This is a genomic window from Agrobacterium sp. O3.4 (assembly GCF_041414895.1).
Classification (GTDB): domain Bacteria; phylum Pseudomonadota; class Alphaproteobacteria; order Rhizobiales; family Rhizobiaceae; genus Agrobacterium; species Agrobacterium cucumeris.
Genome location: NZ_JALPZP010000001.1, coordinates 2,138,638 through 2,164,222, shown reverse-complemented (window position 1 = coordinate 2,164,222; position 25,585 = coordinate 2,138,638). Strand labels below are relative to the sequence as shown.

The window sequence follows — 25,585 nt, the reverse complement described above, 5'->3', positions numbered from 1 at the left end:
TGCCACGGACAGTATAGATGAGAATGACGAATGTAACGCGAAATATAGGTATTGGTTTTACTTTAGCTTTCGCTTTACAATTTTTTGGTGTTATTGGCGAAGCTCGTGCCGAAGGTCTCTCGGACGGAAACCGTATGCCGGTGCTGTTTGATGCGCAGGAGCGATTTCCGGGCGGCGATCTTTCGTCCGTGCCGCGGATCAGGTTTTTGATGTCGGTTGATTTTCCGCCGTTCAATTTTACCGATCAGGAGGGCCGGCTCGCGGGTTTCCATGTGGATCTGGTGCGTGAAATCTGCGCCCAGCTGAAGGTGGAAAGCAAATGCCAGGTGCAGGCATTACCGTTTGACGAGCTGGAGGCGGCCCTGGAAATGGGGGAAGGCGAAGCGGTTATTTCCGGCATCGCCACCACCGCTGACCTGCGCAAGAGTTTTACCTTCTCGCGCCCCTATCTGCTGTTGCCCGCCCGTCTTGCGGTCAACAAGGCCGCGAAGTTTTCCGGGTCCGGTGCTGACGCCCTGTCGGGAAAAAAGGTGGGAGTTGTCGCCGGTTCGCGGCATGAACAGATGCTCAAGGCATTTTTTCCCAAAGCCGCGCCTGAAGGTTTCGAGGGTTATGAACCCATGTATGAAGCCCTGAAGACGGGCAAGGTGGACGCCGTCTTTGCTGACGGCCTGCGCCTGCCTTTCTGGATTTCGGGAAGCGCCGCCGAAGGCTGCTGCGCGCTCTTTGGCGGCCCTTATATGTCCGACAGGTTTCTTGGCGAAGGCCTTTCCATCATGGCCGTCGATCCGGATAATGTACTTGTGCCGGCCTTCGATCAGGCGCTTGCCGCACTTTCCCGCAACGGCCGGCTGGAAGAAATCTACCGCCGGTATTTCCCCTATGGGCTTTATTAGAGCATTCGGGAAAACCGCATAGCGGCGTTACGCTGGCAAACGCTGCGGATGACGATAGTTTCTGTGTCGATCCGGTTCAGATCGCCCGTGGCGTTACATCCTATTTCGCGGGGGCAAACGCCTCGTCATTACGGCGCAGTCGCAAAAGCGCGATCCACACCGCAGCGGCAATGGCGGTCTCCACCATGAAATAGCTGCCGATCGTTCCTGAAATGCTGAAAGACCAGGTGGCAAGCGCGACGACGACGGAACCGATGAGGTTACCGCTGTTCCATATCTTGGCGCGAATATCCTGCCGCCCGGATGCGCCTAGCGCTTCAAGCGCTGTTGCCGCAACAGCCATGGGTATCACCGCCCAGCAGAGAACCCGGGTGATGATGGGCAGCGAAACATATTCGTCGCCGAACAAGAGGGGCAGGAATGGTGCGATGATGAAGATCGCCAACGCGCTGCCGGCTGCGATGACGAGAGCAGCCTTCAACACATTATAGGCACGTTCTATCGTCTTGCTGATGCCCTGCAGGGCGGCGGAGGCCGAACCCGGATAGATCAGGCGGTTAAGCGCCTCAACGGAGAGGTAGGAACTGTCGAGAATTCGCCTGGCAATGGAATAGCTGCCCAGAACCTCGGCGCTGGCAATAGCGCCGAGAACCAGAATGTCGGCATTGCCGCGCACGGCCTTGAACAGGAACTGCGTGGAAAACAGAATGCCGATGCGGATTTCATCACGCACAATCCGGAATACCGGCCTGCCGAGCCTGCTGATTGCCTTCACGGAAATCACCGCCGCAATGGTGTGGGCGGCGAGGTTCCACAAAGCCCAGGCCTCCACCGTTTCCACCTTGAAAACGAGACAGGCGACCACGGCGGCAATCGTGCGCGCCACGGCGAACATCACTTCCAGCTTGTTGGCCGAGGCGAAGTCGGAATGGGCGATGAAACTCTGTGTGGAAAGCGAAATGACCTTCAAAAGAACGAGGTTGGTGATGAGGATGAGGAAGGTGGTGATAAGCGTGTGCAGCAATGTTTCCGAGGTCGGAAAAAACACCGGGATCGTTGCCATGCCGATAATGGTCAGGACCACACCGGTCGCCGCACTCAAAAGGTAACTGTGGCCAAGCATGACGGGAAACATGCTGCGATCCTGCGCCACGCGGCGAATGAGCGATTCCTGCGAGCCAATGCCGCAGATCTGCACACCCAGATTGGTCACGGCGGTAATCGAGGCGTAAAGCGCGAATTGTTCGACACCGAGATGGCGGGCGAGCAGGGCAAATGTCAAAAGCTGGGCGGCGCTGGACATCAGCAATGCCCCGCCGGATGCCATGTAGGTCAATCCCAGTCTGACTAGATGGCCGAACCGCGGCGTATTCAACGACACCTCATTCTCCATGTTTTTTCGACATTGCCGGGCAAGTTCAACAATGACCGCCCTGCCTTGCAATATTTCGCGAACTGAAAAAGCCGGTGATCGGCCAGTAATCTGAATGCCAATAACCCGAATGAATGGCAGTTTCTCCTGTCTTAGCCTTCTTGAGGTAAGAGAGGGTTAAAGCAATTGCACAATAATGATGATAATGACCGTTTATGGTTATTTGGACATGGCCCGGTTTCACAAGGGTTTTGTTGTTCGTCACAAGGCAGGCCAATGATCCGTTTTTCCGCTCCCGATGCAGGCGACCATGCCGCGTTTTGCTGATACGCAGTCCATTTCTGCGGAAAGCAGCGCCATGTCCCTTTCGGGCGGCCGCCGCGACGCGATCTTTTTCGTCGTCACGATGCTCTATATCTGGATTTCGGTAGCGCCTTTTGAGAACCTTGCCGCTCCGCCTGTGCCGCACGCCGCTGCAAACCAGCTGACTGGACTGGTGATCGCGCTGATTTTAGGTGTGTTTGCCCTGCGCCACCGGCTGACGGGGCTTTTGCTGCGGCCGCGTCTGCCCATCCTGTTGCTGTTTGCCTGGCTGGTGATCTGCTCGGTGGTTGGGGCGGGGCCCGGCACCTCGCTGCAACGCCTGATCTTCACGGCGCTTCTGTGCTTCATCACCAGCGTCCTTGTGGTCATGCCAAGGGACCGGCGGCAGTTTGACCGGATGATGGCCGTCTTCGCCATCATTCTCCTTGCGCTCTGCTATTTCGGGGTGATCTTCCTGCGCGCGCGCGCGGTCCACCAGCCTTATGATCTTGAGGAAAAAGCGCTTGCTGGCGACTGGCGCGGCATCTTCAACCACAAGAACGCCGCCGCGCCCGCCATGATCATTCTTTTCATGGTCGGGCTTTATCTGCGCAACGCCTGGTCAACGCTTGGCGGCATTGCGATCACGCTGCTGGCGGGGTTCTTCCTTTGGAAAACCAACGGGAAAACCGCCGCGATGCTGCTGCCCGTCACCATCGCGCTGATCTGGATCATGGAAAGACATGCCGGCCGGACATTGCTGATGATCGGCGGCCTCCTCACATTTCTCAACATCGTCGCGGTCGGCTCCACCTATTTTCCAAGCATACAGAATCTGGTCGAAAGCCTGGGCATCGATTCCACCTTCACCGGACGAACGGACATATGGCGCCTGTCCTTCGACACCTTTGCGCAATCGCCGATCTTCGGCCAGGGTTTCCAGGCATTCTGGACGAGCGATCGGCTTTTATCGCAGGCCGATATCGCCGGCACCTGGGCGGTCACGGCCTTTCACGCCCATAATGGTTATGTCGAAAGTCTGCTGAATGGCGGCCTGCCGGCTTTCATCCTGACAGTCATATGGCTCGTCATCATTCCCGCAAATGATTTTCGCACGGCGGTGGACCGCGGTACGGACCCGGCTTTGACGCGGCTTTTTGGACGAATCTGGGTGTATGCCTTACTTTCTTCGTGTCTTGAGAGTAATTTCTTTACCGGAACCGGGCCTATCTGGTCGTCTCTTCTGATCGCAATTTATTGTCTGAGGCATCAGGCTTACGACATACTTGAACAGGGGCAGTAATTCGTTGACAGGCCGGGGGGCTGGGTATGACGCAAAAAATCGGAACGATTGCAGACCGGGTCAATAACCGGCTCGTGCGGTATTTTTCGCGACCGGCGGTGCGGATCGAAACATCGCAGCCGATCGTCTCCTTCACATTTGACGATGTTCCGGCGAGTGCCTGGACGAGCGGCGCCCGCATTCTGGAGGATGAGGGTGTTCGCGGGACATTTTACATCGCGGGCGTTTTTATCGACGGGCATTATGAACAGCAGGAGATGATTTCCGCAAAGGGCTGTTCCGAGCTTGCAGCCGCCGGCCATGAGCTTGCCTGCCACACCTATTCCCACCGCAAACTATCGAGCTTTTCACGGCGCGGGCTTGAAGAAGATTTCGACCGCAATGACCGCGTGCTAGGATCGTACGACAAAAAACGGCACAGGCAGAATTTCTCCGTTCCTTTCGGCATGGCCTCGCCAATCATGCAGCCCCTGTTGCGGCGCCGGTTCAGAACCGCCCGCGGCATCATGCCCGGCATCAACCGTGGCAGCGTCGATCCGCATAATCTTGCCGCCGTCGAATTGCGGTCGGATCAAAATTATCTCGATGCCGCTGACCGCTGGCTGGAGGATGTTTTGCAAAATGGCGGCTGGCTCATCATTTTCACCCATGATGTTTCGACCACGCCGAGTTTTTACGGTTGCCCGGAAGAGAGGCTTCGAAGTCTTGTGCGCCGGGCGATGTCCGGAGGGGCGAAAGTCATGACGATGGATGCCGCCGCAAATGCGCTCGGTCTCTGAATAGGTATTGTGCTCGGTATAGCGCCAGCGGTTCGTTGCCCGCGCGCTTACTGGCTGGCCCAGATGATGCGGGCGATCCATTCCACATCGGCCATGTCGAAGCTGCGGTTCGGGTGTTCGGGGTTGAGCGACAGAAGCTCGATGTTCTTGGGGCTTTGCCGCGCCAGCACCTTGGCCATCACCTCACCGTCGCGACTTTTCAGCACCACACGGTCACCGCGCCGCACCTGCGCGCCCGGTTCCACAATGAGGATATCGCCGTCGCGGTAAAGCGGCATCATGCTTTCGCCTTGCACTTCCAGTGCATAGACGCCCTGTTTGCGTTCGGGGGACGAGGGGAATTCCACCACATCCCAACCTTGACCCGCTGGAAAACCGCCATCGTCGAAAAAACCGCCGGAACCGGCCTGCGCAAAGCCGAGAAGCGGAATGGCATTGTCGGCACCGGAAGGCTGCATGGTCTGCGCCTTGCCGAAAGCGTAGCCGAAAAACTGATCGACACTTGCCCCCGTTGCCTCCAACACCTTTGATACGGATTCCGTCGAGGGCCAGCGCTTGCGTCCGTCCGGGCCGAAACGCTTCGACTTGTTGAACGAGGTGGGATCGAGACCGGCACGTTTTGCCAGTGCTGATGGCGTCAGCTCATGACGCTTGGCTAGCGTATCGATGGCGCTCCAGATCGTCTCGTGTGAAAGCATGATAGAAAGCCCGCAGATGGAGCCGGTGGCGGAAAAGCTCCTGTCGTTTACCCACCGGAATCTAGACTATATCCAACCTGGAGTAAAGAAAGGAAAGGAATAAAATCCTTGGTTCACGCCACCATGGCCGATGTATTTATCTTGGCGAGCTGGATGACGGCCTGCGTGCGGCTGTCGACCTTGAGCTTCAGGAGGATCGCCGAGACATGCGCCTTGATGGTGGCTTCCGAAACATTCAGCTCATAGGCGATCTGCTTGTTCAGTAACCCTTCAGCCAGCATGCCGAGAACCCGGCTCTGCTGCGGCGTCAGCGTTCTGAGCCGGGCGATGAGATCGGCGACGTCCGAATCCTGTTCCTTTTCACCTTGATGACCCGCCGGTATCCAGACATCGCCTTCCAGCACCGCGCGGATGCCATCGCGGATATCATCGATACCGGAAGATTTGGAAATGAAACCGGAAGCGCCGAGCTCGATGGATCGACGGATGGTGGTTGCGTCGTCCGTTGCCGAAACGATGACGATCGGCAGGCTGGAAAATTCCGCCCTGAGCGCCATCAGGCCGGAAAATCCGCTAACCCCCGGCATGGCGAGATCGAGAAGCATCAGATCGGCGTCGTGGCGCGCCGTTGCCGCACTTCGGGCGGCTTCGAAATCTCCCGCTTCCACAATGGTCTGCTGCCCATCAAGACCGGATACGGCCTGTTTGAGGGCACCGCGAAAAAGCGGGTGATCATCTGCAATAATAATGACAAGTTCCGACATTCTGGCCCCCTCCCAAGGGCGTTATGCGGTTCTTTCGCGGGTACTGGTGCACTCCCTTGCCGGCGGTCGAAACGCGCCCGGCTCCTCCGCTCAAGGTTGCGCCAATCGCTTGCGCATTACAAGAAAAAGCTTGTGGGGAGGTGGCCTTTGAAGCCCTCCGCAATAAAAATGCCGTGGAAACTGTGGACAATCTTCGAGCTTTGCGGCAAATCCCGCTGAGTGGAAAGCCTTGGAGAGCCCTATGCAGGAAACGCCCGCGATCATCTATAAAATCGTGCCGGAGACGTTGTGGAGTGCAGCCAGGGCAAAAGGCGTGTTCGAAGGTGCGGCTATCGACCTGACCGACGGCTTTATTCATTTTTCGACGGCGAAACAGGTGGCCGAGACCGCCGCGCGGCATTTTTCCGGCCAGGTCGATCTGCTTCTGATCGCAGTCGACGGCGCAGCGCTGGGCGACAGGCTGGTCTATGAGCCCTCCAGAGGCGGCGATCTTTTCCCTCACCTCTATGCCCCGCTTCCCTTGAGCGCCGTGCTTTGGGAAACGCCGCTCTCACTCGATCATGATGGCCAGCACCAGTTTCCGGAGATTTTATGATGAGCGGATTATTTTCCTCTGTCGGCCGCAAGGGCCTGTTTCTGGTCGATCCGGAAAAGGCGCATGGACTGTCCATCGCCGCGCTGAAAAGCGGCTTTCTGCCCACGTGCATGGTGCCGCATGATCCGCGCCTGCAACAGACCGTTGCCGGTCTCGTCTTTCCCAATCCGCTCGGCATGGCGGCAGGTTATGACAAGAACGCCGAAGTGCCGGGGCCGCTTCTGCGGCTCGGTTTCGGCTTCACGGAAATCGGTACCGTCACGCCGAAAGCGCAATCCGGCAATCCGAAACCCCGCATCTTCCGTCTGGTTGAGGATGAAGGCGTCATCAATCGCCTCGGTTTCAACAATGAAGGCCATGCCGCAGCGCTGGAGCGCCTGAAGCAGGCGAGCCTGCGGGGCATCGTCGGCGTCAATATCGGCGCCAACAAGGATAGCGAAGACCGTATTGCCGATTACGTGCAGGGCATCGAGGCGTTTTATTCGGTCGCATCCTATTTCACCGTCAATATTTCTTCGCCCAATACGCCCGGCCTGCGCGACCTGCAGGCGCGTGAAAGCCTTGCCGCACTTCTCGTTGCGGTGCTGGAACGCCGCAAGGCGCAGGCTGAGCGCTTTGGCAAACGCATTCCGGTCTTTCTCAAGATCGCGCCCGATCTGACTGAAGAGGGAATGGATGACGTCGCCGAAGAAGCGCTCGCCCATGACCTCGATGGCTTGATCGTCTCCAACACCACGCTCTCCCGCGAAGGCCTGCGGCCCGGTCCGCACAAAGGCGAGGCCGGCGGCTTGTCCGGCAAGCCGTTGTTCGAGCTCTCGACCACGGTTCTCGCCAAGATGCGCCGTCGCGTCGGCGACAATCTGCCGATCATCGGTGTCGGCGGCGTATCGTCTGCGGAAACCGCGCTGGAAAAGGTGAGGGCAGGGGCCGATCTGGTGCAGCTCTATTCCTGCATGGTCTATGAAGGCCCCGGCCTGCCATCTGCCATCGTCAAAGGCCTGTCGAAGCTGGTCGCCCGTGAGGGTGTGCAGTCCATTCGTGACCTGCGCGACAGCACCGTAGACCGCTGGGCCGACCGCAAGCTCGGCTGATTCCGGAGCGGGGTAGGGGCGCGGCGACTTGGCTGCCCGTGAACCCCGCTTCCGTCATCTGATCAGGCGCAGAGCACCATTGCCCAATAGGGTCGGTTGCGGCTGGCGGCATCATAGGCAACCGCGACGCCAAGGCCATTATAAGGCCCAAGCATGTTTTCAAGATGGTGCTGCGAGCCGATCCAGGCCTTGACGACCCGCTCGACGCTGTCCTGTCCGGCGGCCACGTTTTCCGCTGCCGGAAGCGGCACCTTGCCGTCCTTCATGCGGATAAGGAAACTGTCGGTGAGGCCAATCAGATGCGCCATCTTCTGCGCCTTGACCATGCGGCCGGCCTGATAGGCGGCAGCACCGCTTGCCGCGCCGTTGATGGAAAGCGGCGAAAGCCCCTTAGAGCGGCGCAGGTCATTGACCATCGGCAGCGCCGCCGCCGTCTCATCGCGGGTGCCTGATGGCATTCCCTTGTTGGTGGGCATGGAAACGCAGGCGGAAAGAACGGAGCCGGCGGAAATCAGCACGAAGCCGCGCCGGGAAAGCGTCTGAAGTGATGATGTATTGGTCATGTCAGCGGCGATAGCTCAGCAGGCGCAGGATGATGAAAACGGGAATGACGATCGTGGCCCCGAGGATCAGGTAGTCGCCGATTGCGCCCAGCGCATGGAAACCGCTGCGCCACAGGTCGACGACGAAATCACGCGCGCTATAGATGATGTTCCACGGCGTCAATCCGAAGATCGCCATCAGAAAACCGACGAGCAGCGAAACCACCAGCAGCTTCACCACGGTGCGGGCCACCGTATCACCCAGCATTTTGTTGACCTCACCGGCCATCAGCAAGTCTCCTGTTTTATCCTGACATATGAAACGGACCGCTTCGATGCAAGTTTTCGCGCATTATATCGCGCCATATCAGTCAATTCCACGCGGGTGCCATGAAATAGGACTTGAGTTTTTTTATGGCTTGATAAATGACAGCCGGCATCTTCTCAGGAATCATTGATGGCCCCAAACCAGTTTTCTTCCGGTGACGTCATTGCCGACCGCCGGGCCGACTATGCCCGCATGTTGGCGGAAGGCGGTGATTATCCCGCCGCCGCCGAACTTATGGAACAGGCGCTTGAACTGGCGCCACGGTGGACGGCGGGATGGTTTCGCTTCGGGGAATATCACGAAAAGGCGGGCGAGACCGCAAAAGCGGTGGCGGCTTACGAGAAAGTCGCCGAGCTGGATAGGGAAGGGCTGTTTGCAGCCGAACTGAAACTTGCGGTTCTCGGCGCCGCGGAAACACCCGAGCAGCCGCCGAGCCGTTACGTGGAAGGGCTGTTTGACGATTATGCCGACCGTTTCGAAACCTCACTTGTTGAGAAGCTGGATTACAGCGTGCCGCAAAAACTGGCGGAACTGATCGACAGGCAGGCGAAAGGCGGCGTCTTCGACACCATTGTCGATATCGGCTGCGGTACCGGTCTTCTTGGTGTCGAGATCCGCTCCCTCGCAAAACGGCTGGAGGGGTTCGATATTTCGCAGAACATGCTGGCCAAGGCCGAGGAAAAGGGTCTCTACGATCATCTCGACCAGGCCGATCTTTCATTGGAAGAAGAGACCTCCGGACTGTTCACCCCGGCACTTGCGCGCCACCGCGCCGATCTCGTCGCCGCCGCCGACGTCATGATGTATCTCGGCAGCCTCGAAACCGTCATGCCGCTCGTTTCCGCCCTGCTCAAGCCATCGGGCTTTTTCGCCTTCTCGGTGGAGGATGCGGGAGATGAAGAAGGGTTCATCCTGCGGGAATCCCTTCGTTACGCCCATTCCAAAAGCTACGTGACCGACCTTCTTGAGCGGACGGGCTTTTCCCTTATCGAAATCCGCAAAACCACCATTCGCAAGGATGCCGGAAAACCACTTTCCGGCATTCTTTTTCTTGCACGCGCCAGAGGCTGAACATTCCGTTTCTTGCCTTTTTCGCGATAGGTCAGCCTTGCTTACATATCCATCTTGATCCGGGGTTTTTTGCAGTGCAAAATATGCCGGAAACCTGAGGGAAAAGCGTGAGCAGAACGAGAAGCGTTTACAGCATGTGGAGTTCCGATCCGGCCAGACATGCGCCGGTGGAAGACGTGCAGGGCATCGTCACCGGTGCCATCGTCTCGGCGCTCGGCTTTTATCTTCTGAACAAGGTCGGCCTTTTGACCGGCGGCACCGCTGGCGTCGCCTTTCTCATTCATTATGCCTTCGGCGTCAGTTTTGGCCTCCTGTTCTTCCTCGTCAACCTGCCCTTTTATTACCTGTCCTTCCGCCGCCTCGGTCTCGCTTTTTCGTTCAAGACTTTCATCGCCATCGGCCTTGTTTCTGTGCTGACGGAAGTGGAGGCGCGCTGGATGGTCATCGACAGCATCAATCCGCTCTGGGCGGCGCTGCTTGGCGGTCTGCTTCTGGGTTATGGGCTACTGGCGCTTTATCGCCATCGCGCCAGCCTCGGCGGCATCGGCATTCTCGCCATCTATATTCAGGACCGCTTCGGCATCCGCGCCGGCCTTATCCAGCTGGCATTCGACGCCTTTGTCATGCTCTGCGCTTTCCTCGTCATCGATTCGGCCACCGTGGTCTATTCGATCGTCGGCGCTTTCGTTCTCAACATATTCCTCGCCATCAACCACCGCTCGGACAGATACATCGTTGTGCGTTAAGCAGAACGCTTGAAATTCGTCGGGCTTCGGCGCAATAGCTGGGCAAGGTGGGGCCAGATCGGGCCATATCTGGCAAGTCAGGGGAAAATGCATGGACGATACCAGCGCGCGCAGGCGATTGAACCTTTGGACGTCGGCGCCCGATCGCCATTCGCTGCTGGAAGATGCGCAGGCCATTCTGGCGGGCAGCATGCTGATTTCACTCGGCGTCACGCTGTTTTCCGCTGCGGGTCTCCTCACGGGTGGTGTGGTGGGCCTCGCATTTCTGGCGCATTACGCCAGCGGCTTCAGCTTCGGCGCGCTGTTTTTTCTCGCCAATCTGCCGTTTTATTATCTCGCCTTCCGCCGCCTCGGCCTTGCCTTCACCATTAAGACCTTCTGCGCCATCGCCATGACGGCGCTGCTGTCAGAATACATGCCGGGCTTTTTCGCGTTTGAGAGCATCAATCCGATTGCAGCTGCACTCTTCGGCGGATTGACGGTTGCCGCCGGCATGCTGGCTCTGTTTCGACACCGCACCAGCCTCGGCGGTTTCGGCATATTGGCACTTTATCTGCAGGATCGTTTCGGCTGGCGTGCCGGCCTCGTGCAGCTCGCCTTTGATGGCATGGTGCTGGCCTGCTCGTTTTTCGTCGCGACGCCTTTCGTCATCCTCTGCTCCATCCTCGGCGCGCTGGTCATGAACCTTACCCTTGCCGTCAATCACAGAAACGACCGCTACATCGCCATGTAGCGGTCGTTCTTTTTAGATCGAAAGGTCAGGCTGCTTTCGCAGCCGCATCCACCGGGTGCTGCGAGCGGAAGCCGACGGCGATGCGGTTCCATGTATTGATGGCGCCGATGGCAACCGTGATCTTTACGATATCTTCATCCGAGAAATGCGCCTTGAGGGTTTCGAAGGCATCATCCGGCGCGCCGGTTTCGGCAATCTTGGTCACCGCATCCACCCAGCCGAGCAGCGCCCGCTCCTGTTCGGTATAAACGGTGGATTCCCGCCAGACGCTCATCAGGTTGATCCATTGTTCGGCAAGACCGTCATGGCGGCTTTCCTTGACATGCATGTCCACACAGAAGGCGCAGCCGTTGATGATCGAGGCACGCAGCTTGATGAGGTGAACGAAGCGGCGCTCAAGGCCGCTGCTCTGGACGTAGTTTTCCAATGCCATCACGGCCTTGAAGGCTTCGGGGGATGCTTTGGCATAGTTGATGCGGGTTTTCATCGGTCTCTCCAGTGGTTGGGGTCTATTTGAGGGTATGCAATATCGGTCCGGAAAGCTGTCAGGCTCACCGGTATTGGCTTGGCAGGTCGGTCGGTGGTTGTGTCTTTTCGGGTTTCAGCGCGTCATCGTCTTGCGCTCGTTCAACTCCAGAAAGGCGCAGCCGCGCGCGGCAATTCCGCCATCGTCATTGGCGGCAAGATCACCCAGAATGTCGGCGATGCTGGTCTTGGCAAGTTCCGCCCGGTAGACCTTCTCCGCTTTCAGCATCGCGGCATTGATGCCGCAAGGCTTGGTAAAATATCGTCCCGGCAAGGGGTTCGGCCCGCGCTGCCGGAGTTCGGCGCAGCGGAAGGCTGGCTGCGGCCCCTCGACCGCCAGCACGATATCGAGCAGCGTGATCTTGTCGGTTGCCCGGGCCAGGCGGTAACCGCCCTTCGGCCCCGGCACGGTGGCGACTATGCCTGCATTCGACAGCGACTGCAGGTGCTTGAGAAGATAGCTCGTGGAAACGCCGTGGAATTCCGCCAGCGCCGCTGCGGACAGCACGCCGCCTTCGGAAAGGCCCGCCAGCATGCCCACGCTATGAATGGCTTGTTCCACGCCGTCCCCAAGCTTCATCGGTCTTTCCCGTGTCCCGTTGTCTCAATATCGTGGATATTATTTATCCATGATTATGGTTTCCTGTCAAGCGGAGGTGTAGCGCTCTTCTTTTTTGCAGCTTTTTCACTACCTTGAAGGTGTGAAACACACCGAGTCTCCCACTTCCGGCACCCATGTCGGCACCTTGCCCCTTCCATTCCAGAAATGGTTTGCAGAAAAAGGGTGGTCTCCGCGCGCCCATCAATTGGAGCTGATGGCGCGGGCGCGGGGTGGTGAAAACATGCTGCTGATCGCGCCCACAGGCGCCGGCAAGACGCTGGGCGGCTTCATGGCCTCGCTCACCGCTCTGGCGGAACGCGGCAAGGTGCCGGCGGGCGCCGGTTTCGTCGGCGTGCACACGCTCTATATCTCGCCGCTGAAGGCGCTTGCCGTGGATATCGAGCGCAACCTCACGAAACCAGTCTTCGAAATGGGCCTGCCGATTTCCATCGAAACGCGCACGGGTGACACGCCGCAGGCCAAACGCCAGCGCCAGAAGGTCAAACCGCCCGATATTCTGCTGACCACGCCCGAGCAGGTGTCGCTGCTGCTTGCCAACAAGGAGGCTGAACGCTTTTTCCGCGACCTGAAATATGTGGTGCTAGACGAGCTGCATTCGCTCGTCACCTCCAAGCGCGGTCATTTGCTGTCGCTGGCACTCGCCCGGGTGCGCCGACATGCGCCCGAGGTGCGCTTCATCGGTCTTTCCGCCACCGTGGCGGAGCCGATGGATCTGCGCCGTTACCTCGCGCCGCAGGGACAGGGCGAACCGCCGGCCGGTCTCATCACGGTCGAAGGTGGCGCAAAACCGGATATCGCCATTCTGCAGACGGAAGAACGCATCCCATGGTCGGGCCATTCGGCAAGCTATGCCATGAAGGATTTGTATCCGGCGCTGAAAGAGCACCAGACAACGCTCATCTTCGTCAACACCCGCTCGCAGGCGGAGAGGATTTTCCAGGAACTCTGGACCATCAATGACGACAATCTGCCCATCGCGCTGCATCACGGCTCGCTGGATGCCGGCCAGCGCCGCAGGGTGGAAGCGGCCATGGCGGAGAACAAATTGCGCGCCGTCGTCGCCACATCCACGCTCGATCTCGGCATAGACTGGGGCGATGTCGATCTCGTTGTGCATGTCGGCGCGCCGAAGGGCGCAAGCCGCCTTGCCCAGCGCATCGGCCGTGCCAATCACCGCATGGACGAGCCGTCAAAAGCGATCCTCGTTCCCGCCAACCGTTTCGAGGTGATGGAGTGCCGGGCAGCGCTCGATGCCAATTACATCGGTGCGCAGGATACGCCGCCGATTGCTGAAGGCGCGCTCGATGTTCTCGCCCAGCATGTACTCGGCATGGCCTGCGCCGAACCTTTCGATGCCGAAGAGCTCTATCGTGAAGTAACAAGCGCTTCGCCCTATGCCGACCTGCCGCGCGCAACCTTTGACCGGGTGGTGGATTTCACCGCCACCGGCGGTTATGCGCTGCGCACCTATGAGCGTTACGCCCGCATCCGCCAGATGAAGGATGGCCGTTGGCGTGTCTCCAATCCGGCGGTCGCGCAGCAATATCGCCTGAACCTCGGCACCATCGTCGAGGCGGCGGAACTGAATGTCCGCATGGTCAAGCGCAATGCCAAGGGCACGGTCGGGCGCGGCGGCATGTCGCTTGGCAAGGTGGAAGAACATTTCCTCGAGCAGCTGGTACAGGGAGATACGTTCCTTTTTGCCGGCAAGGTGCTACGCTTCGAAGGCATCAGGGAGAATGAATGTCTGGTGTCGCAGGCCTTCTCCATGGATCCAAAAATCCCCTCCTATGCCGGCGGCAAGTTTCCGCTTTCCACCTACCTCGCGGATCAGGTGCGCTCCATGCTCGCCGATCCTGCCCGCTGGCACGCGCTGCCGGATCAGGTGCGCGACTGGCTGGCGATCCAGAAGGAAAAATCGATCATTCCCAAACGCGACGAGTTGCTGGTTGAGACCTTCCCCTTCCGCAAGCGCTTCTTCATGGTCATGTATCCCTTCGAGGGGCGGCTGGCGCACCAGACGCTGGGCATGCTGCTGACCCGGCGGCTGGAGCGGGCTGGAGCAAAACCCATGGGTTTCGTCGCCACCGATTATTCGCTCGCCATCTGGGCCATGGAGGATATCGGCAGACGGCTGAAATCCCGCCGCCTGTCGCTGGCAGAACTTCTCGATGAGGACATGCTGGGTGACGATCTGGAGGCATGGCTGGGCGAATCCTTCATGCTGAAGCGCACCTTCCGCAACTGCGCCGTGATTTCCGGCCTTATCGAGCGCCGCCATCCGGGCAAGGAAAAGACCGGTCGACAGGTCACGGTCTCCGCCGATCTTATTTATGACGTTCTTCGCAGCCATGAGCCGGATCATATCCTGCTGGAAGCGACAAGGCGCGATGCGGCGGCGGGGCTTTTGGACATTGGCCGTCTTGGCGATATGCTGAAGCGAATCAAGGGCCACACCACCCACCGCGCGCTGGAACATGTTTCGCCGCTTGCCGTTCCGGTCATGCTGGAAATTGGCCGCGAGACGGTGGCGGGCGAGGCGATGGACGATGTGCTGGCCGAGGCCGCCGACGAATTGATCGCCGAGGCCATGTCCTGAAACATCGGACTGAATAGAGGAACAACGATAAGTGCTGAGCCGGCTGACACTGAGCGACCGATTTTCGAACGGCTTCGAATGTCTTGGCAGCGAAACCGCCATCAATGGCGTCGCCGCCTGGTGCGATCCGCTCGGCGGACTTTACCTGCCGGACCTGTCGCTGCTCGTCGTCTCCGACCTGCATCTGGAAAAGGGCGCGGCCTTCGCCCGGCGCGGTCGCATGCTGCCGCCCTACGATACCATTGCGACGCTCAAGATCCTGTCATCCCTTGTCAGCCGCTATGATCCGAAGATCGTCGTCAGCCTAGGCGACAATTTCCACGATCGCGTTGGTTCGCAGCACCTGCCGCTGATGCTGCGCGAACTTATCCGCGAATTGGCGCGTGGCCGCGAATGGATATGGATCAACGGCAATCACGACCCTGACGGTACCGTCGATCTGCCGGGTTCTTCGGTGGACGAGATGTTTTACGGCAATCTCACCTTCCGCCATGAACCGAAGCTGGGCGATGCCACCGGGGAAATCGCCGGGCACCTGCATCCCTCCGCCACGGTCCGTCGCCGCGAGAAGACGGTGCGGCGGCCCTGTTTCGCTACGGATGGCTCGCGTCTGCTGATGCCGGCATTCGGGGTGATGAGCGGCGGGCTGGATTTGCGCCACAAGGCCATGCGTGGCCTGTTCGATCATGCGGCGCTGGTCGCGCATCTGATGGGACGGGACCGCATCTATTCGGTGCGGTTCTCAAATCTGCTCGGCTGAGCGTATCATCTCTATTATGTCTTCGCTTTTACGCATCGTCCGGACGCAAAACCGCTACGCGCTTTTGACGGAAATGCTCTATTGCCGGTAAACAAGCACCGGTATCTTCGAATTCTTCAGCACCTTTGCCGTGACGCTGCCGAGCAGCATCTCGATAAAGCTCCTGCGCCGGTGCGAAGCCATGGCGATGAGGTCGCAGCCGGTCCGGTCGGCGATTTCGATGATCGCCTCGTCCGGCCGTCCCGCTCGCGCCAGCAGCGCTTCGCAATCCAGCCCCATGGCGGCGGCATGCGCCTGCGTATCGCGCAGCAGATGCTCCGCCTCCTCGCAACGGTGGAATTCCTCTTCGGCAATGGCGGCAATGTCTTCGACGTCGCTCGCAATCACGTGAAAGGGTTCCGATACCGTCACGACGGTCACCTTTGCGCCTGCCTCCCTGGCGAGAGCGAACCCTTGGTCGATTGCGATCTGCGCCAGCGGCGAGCCATCGGTGGGAATGAGAATGTGCTTGAACATGACATTTCTCCTTTTCATCCCGGTCACAACCGCGCTGGCCGCCACTGTCTGGGTGCGTGGTTGTAACGCCTTGAATTTTACCGCAAACCGTTAAAGGAAGCGAATGCTATCTTTGCCGCTGCGGGCGGCAAACGCTCTCTTTTTCGCGATGAAAAAGCGGTCAGTCCTTGCGGAAGATGATGCTGGCGCCCCAGCCGGTCACGACGGCCAGCAGAACGCAGAGCGCGCCATAGGCAAGCGGCGTCTGATGCGCCGCATCGGTAATGGCCTGTTCCATGCCCGTCTTGACAACACGCAGTTTCAGCTCGCGCTGGGCGATGAATTTGCCGCTCTTGAACAGATAGGCGCGCGCTGTGTGCACACCGTTCGGCACGTTGGCGGGCAGGCGAAGCGTCGCCCAGAACAGGCCGGTGCGCTCAAGTCTCACCCCGGTCGTGTCATTGCGGTAGATGCCGCTGGAAAGCTTCAGGCGCCGGTATGCCTCCTGAAAATCGAAGACATTGTCCGGTACACCGGAAAACACCGCGCTTTTGAGCGACAGATGATCGACGCCCAGTCCCATCGCCCGCAAGGTGCCGGGCGAGGCGATATCCGTGATGTCACGCGTGCTGGCCATGGAATAGGATTCCGGCAGCGGTGTGAAGGTGATCGCACTGGTGTTGATCCAGATGCCCGCCACGCGCTCCTTCTTGCGCACGGTCATATAGTCGGTCGGCCCTTCGAGCGTGACGACAATGTCATATTGGCCGATCGCTAGCAGCAGCTGGTCGGTATTGTTCAGTGCGCCGAAGAGAGTGAAATCCGCACCGCGAAAATCGGAGGCGATGGGAATTTCCGTCGTTGATGCGCCGATTTCGATATTTTCCAGCAATGACCGCTGCTGCGTGCCGGGAGGCAGGGCAAGCGGCGGTGTCTGGGCGGAGGCCATGCTGCCAAAGGCAAGGCACGGCAAGAGCAGAAGGGCGGCGATGAGCAGGCGAGAGGTCAATAGCCCAGCCCTCCCAGGGCAACCGAAAACAGGTCTTCCGGGCGCACCACCAGCGAGACTGCAAGACGAAGGGCAACCGCGAGGACAAGGAGGGCAAGAAGCGCGCGCAACTGTTCGCCGCGCAATTTCTGCCCAACGCGCACGCCATATTGCGCGCCGATGACGCCCGCCACCATCAGGATGAAGGCCAGCACCACATCGACGGAATAGTTGGTTGCCGCCTGAACGATGGTCGTATAGGCGGTCACGAAAATGATCTGGAACAGCGATGTGCCGACGACGACATTGGTCGGGATGCGCAGAAGATAGATCATCGCCGGCACCATGATGAAACCGCCGCCGACACCCATGATCGAGGTGAGGATGCCGATTCCGAAACCAAGGGTGACGATCGGAATGATGCTGAGATAGATCTTCGATTTCTTGAACCGCATCTTCAGCGGCAGGCGGTGCACCCAGTTGTGATGGCCTGGCCGGCGCAGCGTTACGGTTTCGTTGCGGGCGGCGCGGCGCAGCGCCGAAATGCTCTCCTTCAGCATCAGCCCGCCAACGGTGCCTAGCAGGATGACATAGAGCAGCGAAACGATGAGATCGAGCTGGCCGATGCTGCGCAGGAAAGAGAATATCCACACGCCGACCGTCGCCCCGACCAGGCCGCCGACAAGCAGCACACTGCCGAGCTTGATATCCAGCGTGCCGCGCCGGAAATGCGTGATCGAGCCGGAAACCGAAGAGGCAACCACCTGGTTGGCACCCGTCGCCACGGCCACTACTGGCGGGATATTGTAGAAAATCAACAGCGGGGTGATCAAAAAGCCACCGCCCACGCCGAACATTCCGGAAAGAAAACCGACGGCCGCGCCCATGCCGAGAATGATGAAAATGTTCACCGACAGTTCTGCGATCGGCAGATAGACAGTCACGGCTCGGACCTCGGGCAAATGGTTCCGGGCGGCAGGGCTTGTCCGGGTGAGGGGGCCGCGCCGCGATTTACACTTTCTGTCTGAAAAGACCGGGCATGCCCAGCCTTCATCCGTCATGCCCGCGAGGGCCTGACCTGTCAACATTCAACGGTAAATACGTTGATAATTTGGAAAGATAGCGGCTGTGTGTCGATGGCCAGCCACATTCCTGCGCCGAGTGGTGCGAAAGCGGCCACGGCGGCCGCTTCACCGGTTCGGGAAGGCTTACTTGTTGCGGGCAAGCAGCGCAGTCACCAGTTCGTTGGTGATGCGCCCGTCGGGTGCCTGACCGACGGATTTCTGGAAATCCTTGATGGCGGTGACAGTGTTCTTGCCGAGCTTGCCATCCGGCTGGCCGGCATCGAAGCCGTTCTTGTTCAGGATCGCCTGAATGTTACGGATCGCCTTTTCCATGTCCACGGAGGCGGTCTTCACACCTTCCTTGCCAGCCCATTCTTCAGGTGGGTTGACGCTGTTGGTGTCTTCCGAAAGCGGTTTGACCTTCCATGCGTCCACCTTGGCCTTGGCGCTCTGAAGCTGCTGCGGGTTCATGGCGCCGGCAACTTCGTCACGCTTCTGGGCGGCGTCCGCATCACCATCCTTGGCGGCAATCGCGAACCACTTGTAGGATTCCTCGATATCCTGCTTCACGCCGCTGCCGCGGGCATAGAGAATGGCGAGGTTGAACTGGCTGTCGCGCACGCCAAGTTCCGAAGCCTTGATGAACCATTGCGCTGCAGCGGTGAAATCCGGCTGGCCGGCGGCGTCGGATGCGAGCAGGACCGCGAGATTGTGCATCGCGCCGGCATTGCCCTGTTCAGCGGCCAGTGTGTAATAGCGCTTGGCCTCGGAAAGGTTGCGCTCCACACCGTTCGCCTTCTCGTAAAGATTGGCGAGACGGTATTGCGCAGGCGCCAGGCCACGATCCGCCGCGAGCTTGTACCATTTCGCCGCTTCCGCACGATCGGCGGCAACGCCACGACCTTCGGTGTAGCGTGCGGCGATCTCAAACAGCGCCTGCGTTTCGCCCTTGGCGGCCGCTTCGGCCAGAGATGCAGGTTCGATGCCGGCGGGAACCGCGATGGCGTCCTGCGGTGGAACAACGGTGGTGACAGTTTGCGTCGGAGCCTGCGGTTCGCTCTTTGCGACCGTGTCTGGCGTTGCCGGGTCCACGACCGGCGCATCCGCAACCGGCGGCTCGTCTGCGAGCGGTGCGCCGCCAATGGTGCGGGCATCAATGCTGTTCTGCGCCGGCGCATTATTCTCGATGCTGTCGGCCGATGCCGCCTGCTCGGGATCGATGGCGAGATCGGAGGGAATGGTCACGGCCTTGTCGCCGGTTTCGGGAAGTGCCGAGACCGGTGCATTGTCCATCTTCTGCTCGATAACAGGTGCCGGGGCTTCCGCGCCGCCGATCAGCGTCTTGACGAGTGGCATGGCCATCATGGCGAGAAGAATGGCGCCGATACCAAGCAGTAGCGGGCGACGATAGCGCGACAGCGCCGACGTGTCGGCCTTGCGGCTCTTCTTGCCGGTTTCGAGCTTTTCCGGCGATGTTTCCATGGCCGCAGCCTGTGCTGCGCGGCGGGCGGCGGCAATGAAATCCGTGCGTCCTTCGGCATCTACGGCCTTGCCGCTGGCAGCCACCTGGCTCGCGCGTACGCGTTCCAGTATCTTCTTGATGTCAGGTGCGCCCGAACCCGGCTCCAGAAGTTCGTTCTCCTGGCCTGCCGGCAGCACGTCGATCGGGTCGAGCGACGGGGCGGGTTCCACCTGCGTGCGGGTAGAAGAGGCCGGGACCGGCTCTTCAGCAGCTTTGACGGTCTTTGCCGTGCTGGCCTTGAACCGTTTCGTCAGGCCGGCAAGCAGGCTCTTCTTTTCCGCCTTGGCGGGTTTTGCAGCGGCAGGCGGCACGACGGCCAGCGCATCCGCTTCGTTTTCGTCGGCGTCGAGAAAGGCCTGTTCTTCAGCGATATAACCTTCTTCCGGGAAAATGGCGACTGGCATCGCCACTTCTTCGCGGGCGGGCGTGACCATATGCTGCGCAACCTTGCGGGGCGCGGCCTCTTCGCGGTAGGCGGGAGCGTTGTCCAGGCTGTCGAGACGGCCGGCAATCTGCACCAGCGTTTCATGCAGCGCCTCAAACGTGCGATGCGTGCGCTCTTCGGTATTGCGGCTCAAGGCTTCGAGGCTGCGCAGATCGGTTGCGAGATCGGTCAGCATCGTCATGTCGGCAAGGTTTGCGCCGGCCGAGAGATTGTTGCGGGTATAGGCGTCCAGAACCGCTTCGGCGGCCTGCCGTGCAGCTTCGATGATATACTCGTCGTTGGACGCCATATAATCCTCGATCGCCGCCATGCGGGCATCGAGTTCCGGCGACATGCCTGCCGCCTGCATCTGCACCGGCTGGCTGATCAGCGTCGAAAGATGGGCGATCTGGTTTTCGAGGCTCGTGAGCGCGCCGCTATCGGCGGGGGCCGCATGGGCGGTCTCGTCGAGACGCGCCGCGATATTGCCGAGCCGCTCTTCCAGGCGCGAAAAGGCGCTTTCGCTGAGACCCGATGCCGGCTGCGGCTGGCTGTAGCGATAATCGAGGTCTTCAATGCGGCGCGACAGCGTATCGAGCCGTTCTGCCAGACCGTCATTGACGGCGCCATGATCCAGCGCATCGATCTTGCGGGAGATATCGCTGAGGAAGGATGTCAGTTCCGCCTGCTGCGAGGGGCGCTGCGACCGCTCCAGAAGCAGCGAAAGCTGGTCCAGCCGATCATGCAGCTGGGCGGCGTCGCGGGCGGTGCTGAGTTCGTCGATCTTGCCGGACAGCGCTTCAAGGCGGGCGGTCAGGTCCATCGCCGGCTCGGGCTTGGCGGCGGCAAGGCGGTTGATATCGCCGAGCTGTTCGGCAAGGCCGTTCAGGCGGGTTTCCAGCCGCTGCGCCAGCGCATTATCCGTCGCCTGCGTGTTGGAGCGGGTATTGGTCGCGGCAATGGCGCGGCTGATTTCGTCCAGCCGCTGGTCGAGACCGGAAAACTGTTCAGTAAAGGCGGCCTCATTGGGCTGCATATGCTTGCCGAGCTGCTCCACGGCGCTGGCAATCGCAATCAGCTTTTCTTCGAGCACGCGCACGGCCGGATTGTTGCTCATACCGCCAAGCTGTGTCTTGATGTCATCAAGACGATAGGCGAGCGCCACGATCTCATCCTGCAATGAGTTCGTATCGAAGCCGCGCAACGTGTCCTCCACGTTGTTCCAGCGGCTTTCGATCCGGTGCACGCTGTCTTCGCGCGCAAGCTGGTCAATGGTGAGGCGCAGGTCTTCGAACTCGTTGCGCAGCCCGTAGGCGTCAGGAGATGCAAGGTTGCCGAGCTGGTCGATGCTGCCGGCAAGCCTTGCGATGTCATCGCGCAGGTCGCCGATGAACTGCTGGTCTTCCGCCACCGCGCGGATATTGCGGATTTCTGCGCGCAGTCCCTGCGCTTCGCGGGCCACGCCCTCGGAAATATCGTGCTTCAGCTCATGGCGAAGATTGACGAGCGCCTGCGCGATTTCCTGCAGGGCGGCGTCATTGCGCTGCGGTTCCTGATAGGGCGGAATGGAACGTGCGCGCGGAGCGGGGTTGGCCGCCGCGTTTTGAACGTTGGGCCGATATTCCGGTGCAAGCGGGCGGGTAATTGTCCTTTCCGGGCGCGCAACGGGTTCCTGCGGGCGCTGGAAGCTCGCCTCGAGAAGCCGCTGGCGCTGGCGGATTTCGTTGACGGGGTCAAGTTGCGGCGGGGTGACCGTGGCGCGTGGCTCGCGCGGCGCGGCGTAAGCCTCGCCTTTCGGCTCGGGCGCGGGGCTCGGGCGCGGCTCGCGCGGAAACTTCTGGCTCATCAGCCCCTCAATACGGGCTTCAAGACCTTCAATGGTGCGATTGAGAGCATCAAGAGACGACCTGTCGCTTGGCTGTTGGTTATTCGATCGCAATCCGTTCATCTTCTCGCTCGCTTCGCTTCCGCCCGCTATGCCCGGTTGTTGTCGCGACGTTGCCTGCCTTGTGCATGCCGTCGCTGCAACATGCAGCAATTCCAGAGCCGGTATTCGCCCCCTTGGAGGAAAATGCGCCGATGAACGAAGCAGTTACCTCTTGTCGGAGAATTCACGAAACGTGGTAAAGAAGTGGTTAACTATGGTTGGAATTTTTTAACTTTTGTGGCGCGGGGGCAGACTGCACCGGGCTGAGCAGCCATTTGGGAGAAAGGATCAGCGACATTCCGCTGAAATTTATTTGACGTTTACGCGCACGTCAAATATTGTCATCCCATATCCGCCGGATGTCTCCGGCACCACGATGCGGAGGAACATCGGTAATGCCTGTTTACAAGGCCCCAGTCAAAGACACGCTTTTTATCCTGAACGACGTTCTCGGCCTCGAGCGGTATAACAACCTGCCCGGCTTTGAAGATGCAACCCCTGACATGATCGAAGCCATTACCGGCGAGGCGGCGAAGCTGGCCGAAGAGCGACTTTTCCCGCTCAACCTTTCCGGCGATCAACAGGGCTGCAAGCGCGCGGACGACGGTTCGGTTTCCGTGCCTGACGGTTTCAAGGCAGCTTATGACGCCTATTGCGAAGGCGGCTGGATCGGTCTTGCTGTTCCCCAGGAATTTGGCGGGCAGGGCCTGCCCTATACGCTGCATGCGGCGATCGGCGAATATATGTCGTCTGCCAACCTGTCGCTGATGATGTATCCCGGCCTGACGCAGGGTGCGATTGCCGCAGTCCTCGTGCATGGTACGCAGGAGCAGAAAGAAGCCTATCTGCCGAAGATGGTGGAAGGCACATGGTCCGGCACCATGAACCTGACAGAACCCCATTGCGGCACCGATCTCGGCCTGCTGCGCACCAAGGCGGTGCCGCAGGGCGACGGCACTTACAAGATTTCCGGCCAGAAGATCTTCATCTCCGCCGGCGAACATTCCATGACTGACAATATCGTGCATCTGGTGATTGCCCGCATAGAAGGCGCGCCGGAAGGCACCAAGGGCATTTCGCTGTTCATCGTGCCGAAGTTCCTGGTGAAGGAAGACGGCACGCTCGGCGAGCGCAATGGCGTCACCTGTGGTGCCATCGAGCATAAGATGGGCATTCACGGCAATGCCACCTGCGTCATGAACTATGACGAGGCGACGGGTTATCTCCTCGGCGCGGAGAACAAGGGCCTTTCGGCCATGTTCGTGATGATGAACGAGGCCCGTTTGGGTGTCGGCCTGCAGGGGCTTTCGGTCGGCGAGATCGCCTATCAGAACGCTGTCGAATATGCCCGTGAGCGCATTCAGGGCCGCTCGCTTTCCGGCGCGAAATTCCCGGACAAGAAGGCCGATCCGATCATCGTGCACCCGGATATCCGCCGTACGCTGATGACCATCAAGGCCTATAATGAGGCAGGCCGTGCCTTCCTTCTGTGGACCGCGCTGCAATCCGACATTGCCCACCGCGCCGCCGACGAAAAGCAGCGCCAAGTGGCGGACGACCTGCTCGGCCTCGTGACCCCGATCCTGAAAGGCGCGCTGACCGACAAGGGCTTCGACCACGCCGTGATGGCGCAGCAGGTCTTCGGCGGCCATGGCTACATCGAAGAACATGGCATGAGCCAATATGTCCGCGATGCGCGTATCACCATGATCTACGAAGGTGCCAACGGCATTCAGGCGCTAGATCTGGTCGGCCGCAAGCTTGGCATGAATGGTGGCCGCGCCGTGATGACGCTGTTCAAGGAAATCGGCGATTTCTGCGACGAAAACCGTGCCGATGAAAAGCTCGCCCTTTACACCAAGGGCCTGAAGAAGGGCTTGAACGACCTGCAGGCCGCAACCATGTGGTTCATGCAGAACGCCATGGCCAAGCCCGACAATGCCGGTGCCGGTTCCACCGACTACATGCATCTCTTTGGCATCGTTGTGCTGGGTTACATGCAGGCGCGCATGGCGAAGGCCGCCAGCGAAGCGCTCGCGGCAGGCAGCGCTTCGGACGAGGATTACCTCAAGACCAAGCTTGTCACGGCGAAGTTTTATATGGAGCGCATCATGCCGGAAACGGCGCTGCGCAAGGCCCGCATCGAAACCGGCGCGGACACCATGATGGAACTGGCTGCGGAAGCATTCTGAGAAGGTTGGCGGTAAACACGCCGCAGGGAGAGAGTTTATGACCGACGTTTACATTTACGACCATGTCCGCACCCCGCGCGGACGCGGCAAGAAGGATGGCAGCCTGCATGAGGTGCCTTCCGTTCGCCTGGCCGCCAAGACGCTCGAAGCCATCCGCGACCGCAATGGGCTCGACACGTCCGCTGTCGATGACATCATCATGGGCTGCGTCGATCCTGTCATGGATGCCGGCGCGGTGATCCCGAAGGCTGCCGCCTTCGAGGCCGGTTATTCGAACAAGGCGCCGGGCATGCAGATCTCGCGCTTCTGCGCCTCGGGTCTCGATGCCATCAACTTCGCAGCCGGCAAGGTCAAGGCCGGTTCTGACGATATCGTCATTGCCGGTGGCGTCGAAAGCATGTCGCGCGTCGGCATGGGCATGTCGGGCGGCGCCTGGTACATGGACCCTTCGGTCAACTTCCCGGCCTTCTTCATGCCGCAGGGCGTCTCGGCCGATCTCATCGCCACCAAATACGGCTTCTCCCGTGACGATGTCGATGCCTATGCCGTCGAGAGCCAGAAGCGCGCAGCGCATGCCTGGGAAAAGGGCTATTTCAACAAGTCGGTCATTCCGGTGAAGGATTCAAACGGTCTGACGATCCTCGACCGTGACGAGCATATGCGCCCCGGCACGGATATGCAGGGGCTTGCCTCGCTCAATCCGTCCTTCCAGATGCCCGGCGAAATGGGCGGCTTCGAAGCCGTCGGCATCATGGCCCACCCGGAAGTGGAGCGCATCAACTACGTCCACCACGCCGGCAATTCGTCCGGCATCGTCGATGGCGCTGCCGCCGTGCTGGTTGGTTCGAAGGCGGGCGGCGAGGCGATGGGCATTAAGCCCCGCGCACGCATAAAGGCATTCGCCAATATCGGCTCCGATCCGGCGCTGATGCTCACCGGCCCGGTGGATGTGACCGAAAAGCTCCTGAAAAAGACCGGCATGTCGCTTGCCGATATCGATCTTTTCGAACTCAACGAGGCCTTCGCCGCCGTGGTGCTGCGTTACATGCAGGCTTTCGATATCAGCCACGACCGGATGAACGTCAATGGCGGCGCCATCGCCATGGGTCATCCGCTGGGGGCTACGGGGGCGATGATCCTTGGCACGGTGCTGGATGAGCTGGAGCGGCGCGATCTGAACACCGCGCTCGTGACGCTTTGCATCGGCGCGGGCATGGGCACGGCGACGGTTATCGAGCGGGTTTGA

Annotated in this window: 23 protein-coding genes; 12 read left to right on the top strand and 11 right to left on the bottom strand. The window is 59.8% G+C overall.

Going from position 1 to position 25,585, the window contains the following annotated elements; all coding sequences use genetic code 11:
* The first annotated feature begins 134 nt into the window (after positions 1-134).
* The gene (locus tag M0412_RS10470) at positions 135-896 is read left to right on the top strand and encodes a transporter substrate-binding domain-containing protein (protein WP_142841045.1); all 762 of its coding nucleotides are present in this window, start codon (positions 135-137) and stop codon (positions 894-896) included.
* A 100-nt stretch (positions 897-996) separates the two neighbouring features.
* On the opposite strand, the gene uppX is transcribed toward M0412_RS10470, so the two are convergent.
* Entirely contained in the window at positions 997-2,289 is a 1,293-nt protein-coding gene (gene uppX, locus M0412_RS10465; RefSeq protein WP_161991313.1) for a Wzx-type polysaccharide biosynthesis protein UppX, read from the bottom strand.
* 289 nt (positions 2,290-2,578) lie between these two features.
* Here uppX and uppY point away from each other — a divergent pair, with 289 nt between their 5' ends.
* Positions 2,579-3,874 (top strand): Wzy-type polysaccharide biosynthesis protein UppY, encoded by a 1,296-nt coding sequence (gene uppY / locus M0412_RS10460; protein ID WP_142841046.1) that lies wholly within the window; start codon positions 2,579-2,581, stop codon positions 3,872-3,874.
* Positions 3,875-3,900: 26 nt separating this feature from the next.
* Positions 3,901-4,653 (top strand): polysaccharide deacetylase family protein, encoded by a 753-nt coding sequence (locus M0412_RS10455; RefSeq protein WP_142841047.1) that lies wholly within the window; start codon positions 3,901-3,903, stop codon positions 4,651-4,653.
* 47 nt (positions 4,654-4,700) lie between these two features.
* On the opposite strand, the gene M0412_RS10450 is transcribed toward M0412_RS10455, so the two are convergent.
* Both M0412_RS10450 and M0412_RS10445 read right to left on the bottom strand, forming a co-directional pair.
* Positions 4,701-5,351 carry a helix-turn-helix transcriptional regulator gene (locus M0412_RS10450; protein WP_046800522.1) on the bottom strand — a complete coding sequence of 217 codons (651 nt, stop codon included), beginning with the start codon at positions 5,349-5,351 and terminating at the stop codon, positions 4,701-4,703.
* Between the two features lie 113 nt (positions 5,352-5,464).
* Positions 5,465-6,115: a response regulator transcription factor gene (locus M0412_RS10445; RefSeq protein ID WP_142841048.1), complete on the bottom strand. Its 651-nt coding sequence runs from the start codon at positions 6,113-6,115 to the stop codon at positions 5,465-5,467.
* A 241-nt stretch (positions 6,116-6,356) separates the two neighbouring features.
* On the opposite strand from M0412_RS10445, the gene M0412_RS10440 reads away from it, so the two are divergent.
* Together M0412_RS10440 and M0412_RS10435 are read left to right on the top strand one after the other, a co-directional pair.
* Positions 6,357-6,710, top strand: coding sequence for a DUF952 domain-containing protein (locus tag M0412_RS10440; RefSeq protein WP_142841049.1), 354 nt, complete (start codon positions 6,357-6,359; stop codon positions 6,708-6,710).
* The gene (locus M0412_RS10435) at positions 6,710-7,801 is read left to right on the top strand and encodes a quinone-dependent dihydroorotate dehydrogenase (protein ID WP_269698756.1); all 1,092 of its coding nucleotides are present in this window, start codon (positions 6,710-6,712) and stop codon (positions 7,799-7,801) included. The genes M0412_RS10440 and M0412_RS10435 overlap by 1 nt, the downstream gene beginning before the upstream one ends.
* A gap of 62 nt (positions 7,802-7,863) precedes the next feature.
* Here the strand turns inward: M0412_RS10435 and M0412_RS10430 are convergent, their stop codons facing one another.
* Together M0412_RS10430 and M0412_RS10425 are read right to left on the bottom strand one after the other, a co-directional pair.
* The gene (locus M0412_RS10430) at positions 7,864-8,364 is read right to left on the bottom strand and encodes a CAP domain-containing protein (RefSeq protein WP_142841051.1); all 501 of its coding nucleotides are present in this window, start codon (positions 8,362-8,364) and stop codon (positions 7,864-7,866) included.
* A gap of 1 nt (position 8,365) precedes the next feature.
* A complete protein-coding gene (locus tag M0412_RS10425; protein ID WP_046800527.1) occupies positions 8,366-8,632 on the bottom strand; it encodes a DUF6460 domain-containing protein in 267 nt (88 codons plus the stop codon).
* A gap of 168 nt (positions 8,633-8,800) precedes the next feature.
* Between M0412_RS10425 and M0412_RS10420 the strand changes: the two genes are divergently transcribed.
* The 3 genes from M0412_RS10420 to M0412_RS10410 all read left to right on the top strand — a co-directional run bounded on the left by M0412_RS10420 (position 8,801) and on the right by M0412_RS10410 (position 11,221).
* Positions 8,801-9,742: a class I SAM-dependent methyltransferase gene (locus M0412_RS10420; protein WP_269698755.1), complete on the top strand. Its 942-nt coding sequence runs from the start codon at positions 8,801-8,803 to the stop codon at positions 9,740-9,742.
* Positions 9,743-9,849: 107 nt separating this feature from the next.
* Positions 9,850-10,488 (top strand): YitT family protein, encoded by a 639-nt coding sequence (locus M0412_RS10415; RefSeq protein ID WP_371338171.1) that lies wholly within the window; start codon positions 9,850-9,852, stop codon positions 10,486-10,488.
* 91 nt (positions 10,489-10,579) lie between these two features.
* Positions 10,580-11,221, top strand: a complete 642-nt coding sequence (locus M0412_RS10410; RefSeq protein ID WP_046800530.1) for a YitT family protein — start codon at positions 10,580-10,582, stop codon at positions 11,219-11,221.
* Positions 11,222-11,246: 25 nt separating this feature from the next.
* Here the strand turns inward: M0412_RS10410 and M0412_RS10405 are convergent, their stop codons facing one another.
* Complete coding sequence (locus tag M0412_RS10405) at positions 11,247-11,708, bottom strand: carboxymuconolactone decarboxylase family protein (protein WP_142841052.1); 462 nt, start codon at positions 11,706-11,708, stop codon at positions 11,247-11,249.
* A gap of 114 nt (positions 11,709-11,822) precedes the next feature.
* The gene (locus tag M0412_RS10400) at positions 11,823-12,326 is read right to left on the bottom strand and encodes an Rrf2 family transcriptional regulator (protein ID WP_269698754.1); all 504 of its coding nucleotides are present in this window, start codon (positions 12,324-12,326) and stop codon (positions 11,823-11,825) included.
* Between the two features lie 121 nt (positions 12,327-12,447).
* On the opposite strand from M0412_RS10400, the gene M0412_RS10395 reads away from it, so the two are divergent.
* Together M0412_RS10395 and pdeM are read left to right on the top strand one after the other, a co-directional pair.
* Entirely contained in the window at positions 12,448-14,967 is a 2,520-nt protein-coding gene (locus M0412_RS10395; RefSeq protein WP_269698753.1) for a ligase-associated DNA damage response DEXH box helicase, read from the top strand.
* Positions 14,968-14,998: 31 nt separating this feature from the next.
* Positions 14,999-15,727, top strand: coding sequence for a ligase-associated DNA damage response endonuclease PdeM (pdeM, locus tag M0412_RS10390; protein ID WP_269698751.1), 729 nt, complete (start codon positions 14,999-15,001; stop codon positions 15,725-15,727).
* Between the two features lie 78 nt (positions 15,728-15,805).
* Here pdeM and M0412_RS10385 read toward each other — a convergent pair whose 3' ends face one another.
* From M0412_RS10385 to podJ, 4 genes are all read right to left on the bottom strand, one after another.
* The gene (locus tag M0412_RS10385) at positions 15,806-16,243 is read right to left on the bottom strand and encodes a universal stress protein (protein ID WP_006313302.1); all 438 of its coding nucleotides are present in this window, start codon (positions 16,241-16,243) and stop codon (positions 15,806-15,808) included.
* Positions 16,244-16,403: 160 nt separating this feature from the next.
* Complete coding sequence (locus M0412_RS10380) at positions 16,404-17,231, bottom strand: TIGR02186 family protein (protein WP_142841060.1); 828 nt, start codon at positions 17,229-17,231, stop codon at positions 16,404-16,406.
* A complete protein-coding gene (locus tag M0412_RS10375) occupies positions 17,228-18,154 on the bottom strand; it encodes a sulfite exporter TauE/SafE family protein (protein ID WP_269698745.1) in 927 nt (308 codons plus the stop codon). The genes M0412_RS10380 and M0412_RS10375 overlap by 4 nt, the downstream gene beginning before the upstream one ends.
* Before the next feature lie 264 nt (positions 18,155-18,418).
* Positions 18,419-22,168, bottom strand: a complete 3,750-nt coding sequence (gene podJ / locus M0412_RS10370; protein ID WP_269698743.1) for a cell division protein PodJ — start codon at positions 22,166-22,168, stop codon at positions 18,419-18,421.
* A gap of 374 nt (positions 22,169-22,542) precedes the next feature.
* Between podJ and M0412_RS10365 the strand changes: the two genes are divergently transcribed.
* Together M0412_RS10365 and M0412_RS10360 are read left to right on the top strand one after the other, a co-directional pair.
* Positions 22,543-24,339, top strand: coding sequence for an acyl-CoA dehydrogenase C-terminal domain-containing protein (locus tag M0412_RS10365; protein ID WP_269698742.1), 1,797 nt, complete (start codon positions 22,543-22,545; stop codon positions 24,337-24,339).
* 37 nt (positions 24,340-24,376) lie between these two features.
* The gene (locus M0412_RS10360; RefSeq protein WP_269698740.1) at positions 24,377-25,585 is read left to right on the top strand and encodes an acetyl-CoA C-acetyltransferase; all 1,209 of its coding nucleotides are present in this window, start codon (positions 24,377-24,379) and stop codon (positions 25,583-25,585) included.

Excerpts from the sequence above, each read along its gene's own strand:
- M0412_RS10470 (WP_142841045.1), top strand. The coding sequence starts at position 135 with ATGCCGGTGCTGTTTGATGCGCAGGAGCGATTTCCGGGCGGCGATCTT.
- uppX (WP_161991313.1), bottom strand. The coding sequence starts at position 2,289 with ATGGAGAATGAGGTGTCGTTGAATACGCCGCGGTTCGGCCATCTAGTC.
- uppY (WP_142841046.1), top strand. The coding sequence starts at position 2,579 with ATGCCGCGTTTTGCTGATACGCAGTCCATTTCTGCGGAAAGCAGCGCC.
- M0412_RS10455 (WP_142841047.1), top strand. The coding sequence starts at position 3,901 with ATGACGCAAAAAATCGGAACGATTGCAGACCGGGTCAATAACCGGCTC.
- M0412_RS10450 (WP_046800522.1), bottom strand. The coding sequence starts at position 5,351 with ATGCTTTCACACGAGACGATCTGGAGCGCCATCGATACGCTAGCCAAG.
- M0412_RS10445 (WP_142841048.1), bottom strand. The coding sequence starts at position 6,115 with ATGTCGGAACTTGTCATTATTATTGCAGATGATCACCCGCTTTTTCGC.
- M0412_RS10440 (WP_142841049.1), top strand. The coding sequence starts at position 6,357 with ATGCAGGAAACGCCCGCGATCATCTATAAAATCGTGCCGGAGACGTTG.
- M0412_RS10435 (WP_269698756.1), top strand. The coding sequence starts at position 6,710 with ATGAGCGGATTATTTTCCTCTGTCGGCCGCAAGGGCCTGTTTCTGGTC.
- M0412_RS10430 (WP_142841051.1), bottom strand. The coding sequence starts at position 8,364 with ATGACCAATACATCATCACTTCAGACGCTTTCCCGGCGCGGCTTCGTG.
- M0412_RS10425 (WP_046800527.1), bottom strand. The coding sequence starts at position 8,632 with ATGGCCGGTGAGGTCAACAAAATGCTGGGTGATACGGTGGCCCGCACC.
- M0412_RS10420 (WP_269698755.1), top strand. The coding sequence starts at position 8,801 with ATGGCCCCAAACCAGTTTTCTTCCGGTGACGTCATTGCCGACCGCCGG.
- M0412_RS10410 (WP_046800530.1), top strand. The coding sequence starts at position 10,580 with ATGGACGATACCAGCGCGCGCAGGCGATTGAACCTTTGGACGTCGGCG.
- M0412_RS10405 (WP_142841052.1), bottom strand. The coding sequence starts at position 11,708 with ATGAAAACCCGCATCAACTATGCCAAAGCATCCCCCGAAGCCTTCAAG.
- M0412_RS10400 (WP_269698754.1), bottom strand. The coding sequence starts at position 12,326 with ATGAAGCTTGGGGACGGCGTGGAACAAGCCATTCATAGCGTGGGCATG.
- M0412_RS10385 (WP_006313302.1), bottom strand. The coding sequence starts at position 16,243 with ATGTTCAAGCACATTCTCATTCCCACCGATGGCTCGCCGCTGGCGCAG.
- podJ (WP_269698743.1), bottom strand. The coding sequence starts at position 22,168 with ATGAACGGATTGCGATCGAATAACCAACAGCCAAGCGACAGGTCGTCT.
- M0412_RS10365 (WP_269698742.1), top strand. The coding sequence starts at position 22,543 with ATGCCTGTTTACAAGGCCCCAGTCAAAGACACGCTTTTTATCCTGAAC.
- M0412_RS10360 (WP_269698740.1), top strand. The coding sequence starts at position 24,377 with ATGACCGACGTTTACATTTACGACCATGTCCGCACCCCGCGCGGACGC.